Source organism: Mesomycoplasma molare, assembly GCF_024918955.1.
Taxonomy (GTDB): Bacteria; Bacillota_I; Bacilli_A; order Mycoplasmatales; family Metamycoplasmataceae; genus Mesomycoplasma_A; species Mesomycoplasma_A molare.
This window is the reverse complement of the sequence record NZ_CP103423.1, coordinates 434,005-449,873: the sequence shown is the minus strand read 5'-3', so window position 1 is coordinate 449,873 and position 15,869 is coordinate 434,005. Positions and strand designations below refer to the sequence as shown.

The 15,869-nt window shown below is 24.1% G+C and carries 12 protein-coding genes; all 12 read right to left on the bottom strand.

Annotated elements, in window-relative coordinates; translation table 4 throughout:
• Positions 1–2 precede the first annotated feature (2 nt).
• The 12 genes from NX772_RS02080 to NX772_RS02025 all read right to left on the bottom strand — a co-directional run bounded on the left by NX772_RS02080 (position 3) and on the right by NX772_RS02025 (position 15,868).
• A complete protein-coding gene (locus tag NX772_RS02080) occupies positions 3–1,385 on the bottom strand; it encodes an MSC_0618 family F1-like ATPase beta subunit (RefSeq protein WP_027123318.1) in 1,383 nt (460 codons plus the stop codon).
• 1 nt (position 1,386) lies between these two features.
• Positions 1,387–2,919: an MSC_0619 family F1-like ATPase alpha subunit gene (locus NX772_RS02075; RefSeq protein ID WP_027123317.1), complete on the bottom strand. Its 1,533-nt coding sequence runs from the start codon at positions 2,917–2,919 to the stop codon at positions 1,387–1,389.
• 1 nt (position 2,920) lies between these two features.
• Positions 2,921–5,059, bottom strand: coding sequence for an MSC_0620 family F1-like ATPase-associated subunit (locus NX772_RS02070; protein WP_027123316.1), 2,139 nt, complete (start codon positions 5,057–5,059; stop codon positions 2,921–2,923).
• Positions 5,049–5,525 carry an MSC_0621 family F1-like ATPase epsilon subunit gene (locus NX772_RS02065; protein WP_027123315.1) on the bottom strand — a complete coding sequence of 159 codons (477 nt, stop codon included), beginning with the start codon at positions 5,523–5,525 and terminating at the stop codon, positions 5,049–5,051. The genes NX772_RS02070 and NX772_RS02065 overlap by 11 nt, the downstream gene beginning before the upstream one ends.
• On the bottom strand, positions 5,518–6,450 hold the full coding sequence (locus NX772_RS02060; protein WP_027123314.1) for an MSC_0622 family F1-like ATPase gamma subunit: 933 nt from the start codon (positions 6,448–6,450) through the stop codon (positions 5,518–5,520). Before NX772_RS02060 ends, NX772_RS02065 begins: the two co-directional genes overlap by 8 nt.
• Positions 6,451–6,453: 3 nt before the next feature.
• The gene (locus NX772_RS02055) at positions 6,454–6,987 is read right to left on the bottom strand and encodes an MSC_0623 family F1-like ATPase-associated protein (protein WP_027123313.1); all 534 of its coding nucleotides are present in this window, start codon (positions 6,985–6,987) and stop codon (positions 6,454–6,456) included.
• 1 nt (position 6,988) lies between these two features.
• The gene (locus tag NX772_RS02050; protein WP_156925614.1) at positions 6,989–8,437 is read right to left on the bottom strand and encodes an MSC_0624 family F1-like ATPase-associated membrane protein; all 1,449 of its coding nucleotides are present in this window, start codon (positions 8,435–8,437) and stop codon (positions 6,989–6,991) included.
• Positions 8,427–10,670 (bottom strand): Ig-specific serine endopeptidase MIP, encoded by a 2,244-nt coding sequence (gene mip / locus NX772_RS02045; RefSeq protein WP_051542159.1) that lies wholly within the window; start codon positions 10,668–10,670, stop codon positions 8,427–8,429. Before mip ends, NX772_RS02050 begins: the two co-directional genes overlap by 11 nt.
• 226 nt (positions 10,671–10,896) lie before the next feature.
• Complete coding sequence (gene pyk, locus NX772_RS02040) at positions 10,897–12,321, bottom strand: pyruvate kinase (RefSeq protein WP_027123311.1); 1,425 nt, start codon at positions 12,319–12,321, stop codon at positions 10,897–10,899.
• A gap of 173 nt (positions 12,322–12,494) precedes the next feature.
• Positions 12,495–14,207, bottom strand: a complete 1,713-nt coding sequence (locus NX772_RS02035; RefSeq protein ID WP_051542157.1) for a type 2 periplasmic-binding domain-containing protein — start codon at positions 14,205–14,207, stop codon at positions 12,495–12,497.
• Positions 14,194–15,027 (bottom strand): ABC transporter permease, encoded by an 834-nt coding sequence (locus NX772_RS02030; protein WP_027123309.1) that lies wholly within the window; start codon positions 15,025–15,027, stop codon positions 14,194–14,196. Before NX772_RS02030 ends, NX772_RS02035 begins: the two co-directional genes overlap by 14 nt.
• Complete coding sequence (locus NX772_RS02025; RefSeq protein WP_027123308.1) at positions 15,020–15,868, bottom strand: ABC transporter permease; 849 nt, start codon at positions 15,866–15,868, stop codon at positions 15,020–15,022. The genes NX772_RS02030 and NX772_RS02025 overlap by 8 nt, the downstream gene beginning before the upstream one ends.
• Position 15,869: the final 1 nt, after the last annotated feature.

The window sequence follows — 15,869 nt, the reverse complement described above, 5'->3', positions numbered from 1 at the left end:
TTTTATTTTAAACCTAGTTCATCATCTGTTGGTAAATTTAAATTAGATCCTATATAACTAAATATTTCGGGACTTTGATTTATATATTCTTCATTTAAAATTCTAATAACAGATTCTACTGTATCATTTAACTTTACATATGAACCTTTTTCTTTAGTGAAGTGTTCTGTCATGAAAAAATTTTGTGAAAAGAAATTTTCTAATTGTAGAGCTTTTTTCACGGTTTTTTTACTTTCTTCATCTAATTCATCAAACCCTAATATTAAAATTACATCTTCTAAATCTTTATAAGTTTTTAAAATTCTTTTAGCTTCTATTATTGCATCAAAGTGCCTTTTCCCTATTATTTTAGGATCAACTGAATTTGAAGAACTTGCTAAAGGATCGAATGCTGGAAAAATATTTTTAGCTGTTTGTGCTCTTGATAAAACTAAGTTTCCATCCAGGTGGTTAAAAACAGCAACAGCAGAAGGATCGCTTATATCATCCATTGGTAAAAAAACTGTTTGGAAAGAAGTTATTCCTGCTTCTTTATTTTTAAATAGACGTTCTTGAACATTGGCTACATCACTTTCTAATGTAGATTGATATCCTCCCACTGATGGTTTTTTTCCTAAAGAAGCACTAACTTCATTTTCTGCTTGAACATAACGATAAATATTATCTATAAATAACAATACATCTTTTTTCTCTTTATCCCTTAAATATTCAGCAGCTGTTATTCCTATTGGTACAATAGACATTCTAGCTCCTGGTGATTCATTCATTTTTGAAATATACATTGATGAGTTTTTCATTAAATCAGATTCTTCTAATTCTTGAAATAATTCTATAGCTTCCCTAGAACGCTCTCCGGATCCTATAAAAATATTTGAAGTAGATCTACTATTTTTATTAACATTAAATATAATTTCTTTCATTAAAACTGTTTTACCTACACCCGCTCCTCCAAAGATACCTAATTTGTACCCTTTAATAATAGGCATAAAAAAATCAATAGCTTTGATTCCTGTTTCGATTATTTCTATTTTAGAATCTAAAATTCTTGTCTTATTAATTGTAGAATTCATCTCAACATATTTAGGATTAGTTATTCTATCTTTTAAAAGTGGTTTTCCCTCAAAATTATAAATATTGTTTTGTGACTCTGAACCTACAGGAACCATAAAACTTTTCCCTGTATTGATAACTTCTTCTCCAACAGAAATATCTTTTGATAGGTAAATTATGATAGCCCTAATAGTTTTATAGTCTATTAATCTTTTCACGAGCAAATAAGTTGTATTATTATGAAGAGTTAAAATTGTGTTTAAAGGAGGAAGTTCATTTTTATTAAATTCCACTTCCACAACATCACTTCAAAATTTAGTAATTTTTCCATTCATATTATTTATCTCCGGTTAATTTTAGTAATTTTTCCATTTCTTTTTCAGAAAAGTCAATAAAACTATGTTCAACTTCAATTTTTCAATTTAATTTTAAGGCTTTTGAGTACTGAATTAAAGCATAAGCAAAAAAGTTTTTTACTATTTTTTCATCATAAGGTTCATTATTTTTTATTTTGTTAAAAATTTCGTTAGCTTCTATATTATTATCTATCAAGACATTTAAAAATATCATTGCTTTTTGTTCTTCTTTTATATCTTTTAATATTCCTCAAAGAACTATTTTAGACATCAATAAAATGAAATTATTAGAATATAATGAATAACCTTTTTGTAAAAACATATTATCTATTTTTTTACCTTTATATAATAGATTGCTTGTTTCTACATTAAAATCATAATCTAACATAGCTAATTTTAAATGTCTTTTGTAAGAACGATAAATTTTCCCTATTTCTCCCGCTATTTTTGTTATTGTCCTAGATTGAACTGAGCTTCCTGTTCTAGAAACAGAAAGATCAATATCAATAGCCGGTAATCTACCGCTATCAAATAAGTCTGCACTTGTTACAATTTGACCATCAGTAATAGAAATAATATTAGAAGAAATTAAGCTTGTGATATCACCATCTATTGTTTTTAAAATAGGTAAGGCAGTAATTGTTTTTCTTCCCACAAAAGAACCCGCTCTTTCTAATAATGAAGAATGAGCAAAAAACATATCCCCAGGCATCGCTTCTTTTCCGACCGGTTTATCTGTTAAAAGTGCAATTTCTCTAAAAATATTTGAATGTTTACTTAAATCATCAAAAACTATTAAAACATCTTCTTGTTGAGAAATGTTTTCTGCATGAGCCATACCTATATAAGGAGCTAAATATTGTTTATAGGCACTTGTAGCAGGGGCATCTATTATTATTGTATTTTTTAAAGCATCATACTCTTTTAAAATTTCATAAAGTCTAGAAATATCTTCTCTTTTTTGACCAATAGCCACATAAATACACTTAATATTATTTCTTGCTTGATTTATAATAGCATTAACTGCAATATGAGTTTTTCCAGTTTTCCTATCTCCTATAATTAATTGTCTTTGACCCTTTCCGATAGGTATTAATAGATCAATAGGAATAATTCCTGTGTAAAGTTGCTTATTAAGAGTTTTAACTGTCATTAAATTATGTGCATCACCAAATATTTTACTTTTTCTTTTGTAAAAATCACCGCTAATTATTTTTGGGGAAGGAAAAATTTCATTTCCATCAATATCAATTATTTTTCCAAAATGTTCATTTGAAGTTGTTAATTCATTATCGATAAATAATTCTATTATTTCTTGATTAATTTTTAATTTATCTAAAAACGTATTATCAACTAGTAAAAAGGCTTTATCTTCAGAAGCGCTTATAACAAGCATTCTAACTTCCGGGTATTCTTGTGTTGTAAAATTTTGTTTTTGCTTATAATCATATTTACCAGAAACTTCTACTATATAGTCAAATATAGCGCTTATTTTTGGATTATTTTGTTTCATTTTATATTCCTCCCACTATTCCTATTGTAATTAATATTAAAGCAATAATTATTATAGCTATCGATAAAATTAAAATACTTAAATTAGATTTTAAAAGCGTTTTATTCGCTTGTTTTTTCTGCAATTTGTCCCATACCACAAAAGAAACACCAGAAATTCCGACTAATGATAATATAGAAGAAATAACTGTTAAAAAAATATTTTGTGACTTTAGGTTATTTTTCAATAATTCTTGACTTAAAATGTAATTATCTGAAAAATCTTTTTCATTTTTTACTATAATTTCATCTTTTTTAGGGTTTTTATCTTCTGGTTTTGTTTCATCTTTTAGAAAGGATTTTATCAAATTAAATTGTCTACTTATTTTTGTTTGTAATTTTAAATAATTTTCATATCACTTATTGGTATTCGTGGTAGGAGCATTAGCTAATTTTTGAATTAGAGAAATATCTTTTTTAATGCTTGAAAACAATTTATTAACAATATCTAAGTTTGCGTTATATTTTTTAAATTTTTCTTTTATATTATCAGATAATTCTTTTTGTTGTGAAAGTAGTTGCTCAAATCTTTGTGTTTGTTTTTTATAACCTTCTGGCAATATTGCAAAAAACTCTTTAAATTGAATTCTTGAAGTTTTTAAAGATGATAATAATTGAACATTAAGAACGTCTAATCCTTGTTTTAACGAATTAATATTTTTTGAAATTTTAGAAATTATTTTAGATTGTTTTTCAACAAAATCTTTTGTATAGTATAGATCTTGTGTAACAACATTTATCATAGTTATAATTCTTCTTTTTAAATCCGCATTCTCAAGTTTATCAAAATCCATTTTTTCATCTAAACCAATTGATTTATAAAGTTTGACAAATATTTTTCTTATATTTTCTATATAGGATTCATTTACTTTTTGAAAATTTTTATCTTCTAATTTATTTAAATATGTTTTATATGTTCTAAATACTTTTGGATTTAAAGAATCTTGTATTCTAACAGTTACTAAATAAGAATTTATAGCTTCGTTAGTTTTATCTTCAATTTTTGTAACTTCATATTTAAAACGAGTATTTATAGGATTATTAAAAAAGAAAAAATCTTCACTTATAGGGGTTGTATTAAAATCATCCATTAATTGATTAATGCTTTTGCCTGCATGTCTGCTTAATATCTCAGGAGCTAAAACTCTTAATCTTTCTATAAATTGTTTAGGATTGAATGGTTGACCCGTTACAACATCTGAACTACTACTATCATCATTTTCTTCAATAGGCGGGATATCAGGAATTTCATTAGTTGGTTTTTCAGGATCAGTTACTTCTTCGTTTTCAATTTCTTCTTCATCGATTTTGTTTTGTTCCAAATCAAATGTTAAAAATCTTGATTTATACTTACTCTTAAAATAATCCTCTCAACTATTAAAACCAGAAGGAGGTTCACCTTTTATAATGCTTACTGTTTTCCCTTCAGGCGTTGTTATAATTTCTGATTTAAAATTTATTGTTTCGGGAATGTCTTTTTGATTAAAAAGAATCTCTCCAAACTTATTTTTTAGACCATCCACATATTGCTTAATATATTTATCTACTTCATTACTTACCAAACCGTTAATTTCAGTAGTTTTAGATTCTTGTTTACCGTTAACTGAAGAAATTAAAGGTTTATAATTTGTATCATCAGGATCTGAAGTAAAAATGACATTTTCATATAAAATACCATTATAACTAACATCTCCTTTTTGAAAATTTTCTTTTTTCGAAAAAACATTCGGAAAAATTACATTAAAATCAAAATCTTTAGGATTTTGCGCAATATTTGCTTTATTACTTTTAATAAAATTGATTAATGTTTCTAAATAATATAAAGTTTGTAATTTTGTTTTATAATCAATATTTTCATCTTGTTCAAGTTGTTTTTTATCTTGTTCAAAATTACTTATAGCAACATCGATTGCTTGGGAAAAACCATTTTCTAATGCAGTTTTTACTTTTGGCGCAAAAGTATCAAATTGAGGACTTTTTTTTCTTTCAGGTTTTGGCGTTGTTACAGTTGAATCTGTTTCTGCACTAATAAAAGTCAAAGAAGGAACAAAAACTAAAGAAAAAAATAAAGAATTTAAAAACTTTTTTTTGTTATTTTTCATCTTTATCCTTCTTTCTTAGATTTAATTTTTCTATTAATCTTAACTTATAAAGTTTTTCTTTAAAATTACTTTCTTTAATTATATTTTCTAAATTAAGAGAAATTTTATTAATAGAATTTAAATATTCTATTTCTTGTTTTACTAAATTAATTTCATTTTTATATAAATCATTTAATGTATTCGAGTCAATATAGATTTCTTGTTCGTTTAAACTATTTATTCAAATATGGTTTTCTTTAACTAAAAAATTTGCATTTTTTAGAAATAAATATTCTTTTTTATTTTCTTTTTTATTAACTATTTTTACTAATATCTGCTTAAAACTAGCTAAAGAATTATTTTTAATTTTTTCTCACTTATATTCTTCTTCAAGAAAAAAATATATCTCGCTTTTCCATGATTGAAAAATTGAATTATCTGTAAAATTAATTTTAATAGTAAATAAATTATTATTATTATTATTCATTTTTTTCACCTTTAGATAAGAGAGAAAATTTACTATTATTTTGAGTTAACATAACTATTTCTTCTATTTCTAGTTCTCTTTTAATTTTTATAATTTTTCTTTTTACGGCTTTTATTTCCTTTTCTAAATCTTTTATTATTTTATTGACTCGTACAAGCCCTAGTTTTGCACTATAAAACATAGATTCAATTATTAGTGATTGCATTACGTTTTCAATATAAATATCAACACTATTTTCAATATATTCACCAACATTAGGATAAATGTTAAAATCATTTTTTTTCAAAGAAGAATAATTTTCTTTATTAGTAATAAGTTTATTTATTTCAAATTCCTCTATGGGTAAAATTGTGAAAAAACTATCAAAATTTTTATTTGTATTTAGTACAAATTTAATTCTTGAAAAACCCTCATTTTCATATAAATATTTAATTAATTTAGCTAAAGAACTTACAGTTTCATTTGTTATAGAATCGAAAGTCTTTAAAATTTTTAAATTATTTTTATTTAAAAATTCTTCAGTTTTTTTATATATAGCAATAAACTCAATATGTTTTTTACTTGCATTTTCTAAAATCATTTTTTCATAACGAGAATAAGAATCCGTAGAATATTTTTGCTCCTCTTTTAAATAAATTCAAAGTTCTTTTTCTCTAGTCTTTATTTTTTGTTGTATTTTCAATTTTGAAACAATTTTATTTAATATTTTAGCATCTTGCTTTTTTTGTATAAAATAATTTTGAATATTGTATTTTTGGTTTAAATTTTCTATAGCATCTCTTGTTATAATTGAATTATTAAAATAAAAATTTAATTGTTGATTCAATTTCATTATAGTTATTAAAAGGATATTTTTTTCACTATTTGCTTTTAAATTAATTTTCTCTAAATTATTTTTTTTCTGAATTATTTTTTTTAAATGCATATTTTATTTTCTAATCTGTGAAATGAATTCTTCTTTAAAAAATAATTTTAGAGAATTTGCTTGTTTAGAATGAAAAAGTATTAAACCTTCAAATATTTCTATGTATTTTCCTTCTTTTATAAGTGATAAAACATCTTCATTTAAAATTTTTAACATATTATTTTCATTTTCTTCTTTTGATTTAGTTAAATCAATAGAATCAACATTTGAACTAATTTTATCATTTACTATAGGTACCAGAAATTTATCACCAAATTTTCTATCCACATTAAAAGAAATAATTGTAAATTCAAATTTTATATCTTCTTTTTTTGAAATTGAAGATTGAATTTTTTTCTTATATTCTTTATATTCTTTGCTTTCAAAACCTAAACCCACTTTTATTAAAACTGAAGACATTAATCTTTCATAAGATATAAAATTTTCTTTTTTTATTGTTTCATTAAAATTTTTATATATATCATAGAAAGGAAAAAGTAAAGGATTTTCTTTTGTCTCTTTTTTTCTTTTTTTAAACTTAAAAATGTTTGTAATCATTTTATTTTCCCTTTCTTTTATTTCATTTAAATTTAATTCATTTTAATTTTATTATATGTATAAAAATGGTGCTCATCAATGTAACTAATGATAATAGTATTGAAATAATAATTAAAAGTATAAATATTTGATTTAAACTAAAATTAAAATCAAAAGAAGATAAGGTATAATTATTGTACTTTAATAAAACCCCATTTATACCGTATATAAATAAACTAAAAATAATTAAAATTAGTAAAATAGTTAAATTCAAAATAATATGTAAATTTATTTCTTTATTTATCTTATGATAAACTCAAATTATTATTAACGAAAATATGGATGAAAATAACAATATTATTCCATTTATTTTATTATCAAATGTATAATTTTGAGAAATAAAAGTAGAAATTCAAATTATTAGTTGAGATAACATAAAATAAACATTTTTAGCTATTGGAATTTTGAAAAAAACTTTTTTAAAAACGAAAATTATAAAATACAAAATCGAAACAAAAAGTAAAACTAATAAATGAACTGTAAAAGCAATAAAATTATAACTTATCGGTGCTTCAATTACTTGTTTTTCATTACCTAATTCTAATAATGTAAAAATAAATCAAAGCATAATAGCAAATAATATAGAAATAAAGATATTAGATTCTGCTTTATAAAAAATTTTATTATATTCTTTTTTTAATAGTAATTGAATTTTTGGAAAATTTACCATAACTATTAAAAACGATAAAAAGAAAAAAATTAATACGACATATATAATATTTATAAAGTCTTTTGTAGAAAATAAATCTTTTAAAAAGACGTAAATTTTTCCTTCATCTAATATTCTTACAGGTTTATAACGAGGTATATTTATCTCTGGTTCTATAAGTAAAAAGATAAATATAACAAATATAGAAAATAAAATTATTTGCCCAATTATTGAAATTATGATAGAAAATAAATTATGATTTCGTATTTTATTTTTATTTTTTTTAGAAAAGTAAAAATAAAAGTAATTAGAAGCATTTAATAAAATTAAAGGTATAAAAATAAAAGTTAAATAATAAATTTTATAAATTAAATTATGATCATTTTTTACATTTTCTATTGTAAAAAATGGATTATAAGTAAAAAATAATATAAAAGAAGCTAATGTAATAAGGAAATAACCTAAATATCATGGTAAATATAATTTAATAGTTTCTTTATTAAAACTTAAATTTACATAATTCTTTATAATAGTATAAAAAAATACACCAAATAAAGTTATAGCTTTAATAATTAATAAAAAATCTATTTGTCTAGATACTTGCGAATTTGGATCAGATAAAAATATCGCTGCAAATGCTTCATTGCCAAATATTGTTATTTTATAAAATAGCAATATTACTAATAAACCTAAAAACATAGTTATAGACAAAGTATTTTTAGAAATTTTAAATAATATTTCTTGACTCAATTTATTTTTCAAATTCAAAACCTTCCTCAATTGTATCTAATCCATTTGGAAATAAATTCGTTCTAAAATTATTTTGATTTTTATATATTTCCTTTAGTGCTTGTCTATATGAATTTTTTTGATCTTTTCCACCTCCATAAATTAAATCATATTGAGGTAAAGAGTATTTATTTGCACCTGAACCAAATGCCCCTTTATAATCATATCCTTCTGATCTAAAAGCTATTGCTAAACCGGTTTTTGCTTCTTTATTTGAAGCATGATAAACAGCAATTAGTTCATTATTTTGTGTTCTTATTGAAGAACCTGAGGAACCTCCTATAGGAGAATAATGTCTTGGTAAATAAGCCATACCCATAGCTATTAATTCTTCGTTATTAGGACCTTTATACAATCCATTTAACTTATGCGCTACTAAAAATTCATCTACAATACCCGGTTTATCTGTAATTGTTCTATAGCCCAATTGATAAGATAAATAGTTTCCTCTTTTAGCTCTAGGATTTGTCTCTGCTTCATCGCTTTCAGAAGGATTTAAACGATTAAATAAACTTTCTTCTGAATTAGTTCATAAACTAAAATCACCTTTTCTTTCATTGTATTGTTTATAGTCTTCAACTTTATCTAAAAAATAATCCTCATAAGAACTTGGATAACCTACTATATACAAAGAATCACCATTATATTCTTTACTAGAATCTAGTTTAAAATCAATTTGAGAATAGTCTTTTAAATATGATTTATTTTTAAATCTAATATGCTTAGAAATGTTAGAAGCATAATCATTAGTTACTATTTTAGCTAGTTCAGATAATTTACTTGCTTCGAATTTTTCTTTATAATTATCAGTTACAAAATTAGATCCTTGTCTAATAGAGGAAGATGAATCACCAACACTAAATTTAATTTTTGAAAAATCTATTTCAATAACTGCAAAATCAGCAAACTCTTCTTTATCTTTATACTTTTCTTTTTGAACATCTGATAGAAAATCAGAAGGTTTTGTATTTAAAAAGTCCCTACCTGAAAAAACCATTTTAATTGCAGGATTTTGACTATCTATTGGAAAAGAAAAATTTGTAAAATTTTCATCAAAACTCATTAATTTAAAAACAGTTTTTAAAGGAGCATCTGGATTTAATCTAGCCATATTAAATGCGGATGTATTATTTGTTATTTTGTCAGCTACATGTAAATTTGTTCCAAAATATCATTTAGTTGGATAAGAATCTGGACTATTCGTTTTTTCAAAATCCATAATTCACATAGTTCCGTATTCTGTTATTTGTTCATTTGAATTTGGTTTTACTTTATTAGATATACCTACATGAAAAGTTTGTAAAGCTGCATCTTTATATTTTTGATTTACTAAATATCTCGCAAGTCCATTTATTCTATATTTATCTCTTTGTATTGCATCAACTCATGAAACTTGTTTACCAACTTCTTTACCTTCATATAAGGAAATTCCATCATATTCTCCATTTTCTTTATAAACAGGTAAGGCAAATCCCTTTGCAGCTGCATCTTCATAATTATTAATTTTCGCTTTCGCTGCAATTTTATCAAATTCCTTTAAATTCTCATCGCTTATTTTAAGTTCAGGTCTAAATTTATTTATTTCAAATTTCTCCCCCTGTCCTAAATAAAACTTTAGCGATTCTGAATATTCTTTATTATCTAATTCAAATCTTTCATCTTGATTTAATTGATTTGCATATTTTTCTAGGAAAGAAAGATCATCTTCTTTATTTATTCTATTAGGTATAACACCATCTGCTCCAGCATTAAATGGATTAGTTTTAAAACCTGAAAGTTCAAAAATTTTTGTATACTTAATTTCTTGGTTGCTCTTTAATGAAAATTCAAAAGAAATCTTTCCCTTTCCTGTTCTATTAGAAATTGTGTAATTTTCTTTATCTCTATCAACTAAAAAAGCAATTATTTTAGCGTTTATTTTGTCAGAATTTTCTCCGCTTAAACTAAATTTAACATCTTTTTCAGTATCATGCAAACTGGTAAAATAAACTTCTTCTTTTTTTCTTTCTGGTTCAGTTAAAAAAGATTCAAAATTTAAATTAATTGAATTAACTGTATTTTCTAAAAAAATAGCATCAAGTCTTTCCGGATCATCGATTAATTCTCTAGCCTTATCTGTTGAATTATTGTCTAAATTACAAGAAGATAACAAAGGCAGAAATGCTATTGCAGAAATAGAAGATAATATTTTTTTAATTTTTTTCATTATATTATATGCTCCTTATTATAAAACTCTACTATTTACTATTAAACTTTTTTCCTTTCTTTTTACAAAAATATAAAATAGTTATATATTAAAATTGTATTACTTTTTTTTTTTTTTTGCAAATTATATAAAATAAACAAATAGTGATATTTTTTATCAAAATTTTAGTTTTTAAATTATTTTAAAAAAATATTCAGAATAATAAAATCTGAATATTTAATAAATATTAAAATGTAAATTCTGTTATTTTATCGTTTTCAACAATAACAAATTTATCCCCTTCTTTTGCTCCGTATGGTTTTAAAGCTTTTTTAGCTTTTGAAGGATTATTTTTAATTGCCTTGAAAAGTTTTAATGAATCTAGTGAAGTAAATACAGATGATGTAACCCCAAATCCACCAATCATTTTTTCATCTTCCAAAATACCTATAATAGCTGTATTTGGTCTAAATTTAGCAACCATTTTTAATAATTCACCAGTTCTTGATAAAACTACTGCGTATTTAATATTATTTTCCATTGTTAAATGGGCTAATTTGTGAGCTATTTCTGCTCTTTTTCCTGATGAAGATTTAGAAATTGTCGCTAATTGAACTCTATAAAATAATTTATTATAAAATTCTTTTTCTGCTCTTTTATTAATTGTGGTCATAACTTGCACAGATTCTAAAGGGTAGTTACCTTGAGCAGATTCACCTGATAACATAGTTGCATCGGCACCTAATTCTGTTGCTCAATAAACATCAGTCACTTCCGCTCTAGTTGGTTGTGGTGAATTTTCCATAGAATCTAACATTTGAGTAGCAACAATAACTGGTTTACCAGCCAATCTACATTTTCTAATAATATTCTTTTCATGATATGGAACATCTTGATAAGGTATTTCTAAACCTAAGTCACCTCTAGCTATCATTATTCCATCTGATTCAGCAATAATTTCATCAATTCTTTCTATACCAACATGTGACTCTATTTTAGAAATTATTTGTATATGGCTTCCGCCGTTTTCATCTAATAATTTTCTTAATTCTTTTACATTTGCTGCTGAGTTAACAAAAGAAGCAGCTATATAATTAACACCTTTTTCAATTCCAAATTTAACATCGTTAATGTCTTTTTCTGCTAAAAATGGAAGTGAAAACTCTACCCCAGGAAGATTAATTCTTTTATTTGATTTTAATTTATGAGTGTTTACTATTTTTACTATTACTTTACCGGGAGTAACTTTTGTTACAAATGATTGTAATTTACCATCATCAAATAATACTTTATCTCCTACTTTTAAATCTTTATCCATTTCGTATGATACAGAAAATTCTTTTGATGTACCTAAAAAAGATTTAAAATCTTCCTCTTTTGTTAGAATTGTTACTTCAGAATCGGCTTCTATTGTTTGTGCTCCATCTTTCATTTTACCAACTCTAATTTCCGGACCTTTTGTGTCCAATAAAATAGAAACTGGGATATCTAATTCTTTAGAAACTTTTTTAGCATTTTCAAATTTGGCATTTTGTTCTTCAAAATCACCATGTGAAAAATTAGCTCTAATTGTTGTAACTCCATTTTCTACAAGTTTTTTTAATAATTTATAGTCCTGAGTTGAAGGCCCTATAGTAGCGATCAATTTTGATCTTTTATCTGTAATATTCATTTTTGCTCCTAATCTTAAATATTATTTTAAATTTTACTATTTTTTTATATTTTTAAATACATTATTTTAAAATAATATCAAAACATTATTTTTACATTAAAATAAAGCCAAAAAATGAATTTTATATATAAAAATATAACAAGAAAATCTTGTTATATTTTTAATTTTTATATTTATTTTTTTGTAGCCAAAATATATTCTGTTTTAATTTCTGAACTTAATCTTTCTCCGGAAGGAGCTATAAATTTATAGTCAACTTCGTATATTTCATTTTCAGGAGTATTTTCATCTGGTTCTAATCCATAGATTGTTTGTTTTCTGGCTTGGGATTTATAAATGCTTCTCGCTAATTTAGAGCTAATTGAACTAATTTCCACTTTTATATTATTTTCTGTTGGATCAGTCTTTAATATTTCACTATTTTGATTTAATAAAACAGTAATTTCTTCTCCATTTTCTTCTTCTTTAACTGTTGTAGCTGCATCATTGAAGTAAAATTTTTCGAAATAGTCATAAGTAGATTTAAAGGCTGGAGTATAGTTTACAAAATCAAAATTTTTCAAACTAGGAACATTTTCAAAATCTAGTGTATAAGCTCTTCCTTTTTCTTCTTTATAGCCATCATCAGAAGCTACATAATTATATCTAACATTTTTTGATGATTCGAAAATTAATTGTTCTAAAGAATAATCATTTCCTCTATAAAGATTTTCGTATAAATCATCAAGAAGTTGATTTGCTAAATTATCATCAATATCTTTTGTTATTATTCATCCATCTAATAATGTAAGATTGTTTTTAGGTCTAATAATTCTAACACTTGTTCCATCTTCTATATAATCAAAATTATCATTACCATTAAGAGCATCCAAAGCATCTCCGTTATATATAAATCCAACTTCTTGTTTAACACCTTTATCAATTAAAGCTGTTAGTAATTCTAATCCAGAACTTTTTACACTATTTATTTCAGTATTAGACAAAGGTGCAGAAGTGGTATTTTCAACTAATTCTAGAAATTTTTTGATTTGTTCTTTGTAGTTTTGTTCATCCGCTACACCTGTATAACCATTATTTTTAAAATTAGGATTATTAACAATTTCGCTACCTGCTAATAAATTATCACGCATAGACTCTGTTCAAATAAAATATTTATAACCGTTTTCTTGTAGCGTTTTACCAATAGATATTACATCTTGTTTTTCAAAACGAATACCTTTTTCTCTTATTTCCTTTTTTCTTTCTTCACTTCAGTTTTTAACAGCTTCTTTTAGAGGCTTTTTTTCGCCATTTTCATCGTAATCACCAACTGTGTAAGTGAAAACTTTATCTTGAATGTAATAAGGGATTATAAATTCTCACAATTGATCTTGGATACCATCTTTATCTATATCAATTATTCCTTTTTTCTCATCCCCTAATATATACATAAATTGATTATAATTATCTAAATGTTCTAAAGTCTCTTTTCTTAGCAATTTTTCTATAGCTTTTCTTTTTTGAGCAATAAATTGTTCGTTAGAAACATTATTATCGTTTCTAAAACCTTTTGCTACTTCTTCATTACTTTTGAATAATCTAGCAAAATCTATTTTTCTTAGTAATTGTTTTTGAGCCATTCTTACAATTTGAAAATCAGATCCAACACCACCAATTACTCTATTATCTTCTATTGCTTTCGAAAATTCTGAGACATCTCCAAATTCTTTATAACTAAAATTTTCACTTAAAGAATCTCTTATATCGGTAGAAATATAATTTTGATAATTCATTATTATGGGTTTAAAATTACTAGTCGCTTTTACATAAGAAACAGCGCCAACCATAGGAGCAATAATTAAAGTTGATACAGCAATTGTACCTTTTATTTTTTTAGACAGCGCCATTTTTTACTCCTTTTTTAAAATTACGTGTTTTATGTCAGATATAAAAAGCATTTCCTAAAATTGTAAATATAAGCATTATTGCTCCCAATGCTAATGCTCATGTTTTAAATGTACCTTGATATAATTCAACACCTATTGTTGATGTATTAGAAGTTATTCTAGTTATAATAAAATCATCAAAGGATAAAAATGAAACTATAATAAACACAAATGAAATAGCAGGTGACATATAAGTAAAATATATTTTAAATCAAGTTTTTATTCTTCCATATCCTAAATCTAGCGACGCTTCAAAAAGGTTTTTGGAAAACTTTTCACTTCTAGGATATAGCAACATAATTCCGTATGGTAAAGTCATGGTCACGTGACTAACTATTGCTCTTAACACACCCTCTTCGGTTGCTTTTAAAATACCAAATAATAATGAAAGAAGAATTGCTAAAGATATGGCTGTAATAATATCCGGATTTATTAAGGGAATATTAGAACTTGTATTTATATATGTTTTTATACTTTTACTTTTTTGTTTCCAAATAGCAAAAACTGTTATCATCGAAATTAAAATTACTATAATAGCTGTAGAAACGGCAATAATAAATGAATTAGCTAAAGAAACTATTCTTTCGGATGAAGCTAAATCTTGATAACCTTTTCAACTAAAAGTATTTCAAGTTGTAGAAATTAAGTCTTTATCTGAAGGTTTATTAAAAGAAAAAATTAAACCAAAAAATATAGGAATATAAAATAAAATTAATATTATTCAAATATAGCTTTTTCTAATAATTTCATGTTTTTTAAAAAAATCAACTAATCTAGACATGCTTCATTCCTTTCATTTTTATTAATAAAATAGGGAAGAAATAAATTATTCCATATATACCCATCATAACTAAAATTGTTATAAGAACTAAAGATGAAGATCTAGCTAAATCAAACGGATTTGAAGGATTAGCATTTAAATTAATTAAATTCCCAATTAATTGGTTTTGTCCTCCGTTTGGAAGAAGTTTATCAGAAATAATTATAGAGGTTGCTGCCATTAAGAAAACAAGGCCTATTCCTGAAAAAATAGCTTTTAAACCGTAAGGTAAAACTACCTTAAATAATGTTTGTATTCTATTGTAACCCAAATCAGCTGAAGCTTCCAAAATGTTTTTAGGCATATCTCTGAAAACTGTATATAAAGGAATAATCATAAAAGGTAAATTTAAAAAAACTAATCCGACAATCATAAATCATGAATTGTTCAATTCACTTTCATCAAACATAGTCACAAATAAAGCTCTTAATGAAAAAGTTTTTGCTATTGTGAAAATTATTAATGGAGAAACTATTAGTGATATAGAATAAATTTTAAATGACTTTGATTTAGAAGTTGAAACATAAAAAGCATAAGGTAAAGCAATTATCAAACAAATTAATGAAGTTACCAAACCAACAACTAATGATCTAGTCATTATAATTCATGTTTCGGGTTGTTTTGTTAATAAATGATTATCAAATATTTCACCTTCATCTGAAATAACCGGTGTAAATGCTTTGATAAATAATAATAGAAGTGGTAGTAAAATAAAAACAATTGAAAATAAAATATAAGGTATGGACAAAGATAACCTAGGATTTAGATTTTCTTTTATTTTTCCTATAAAATTAAATTTCATT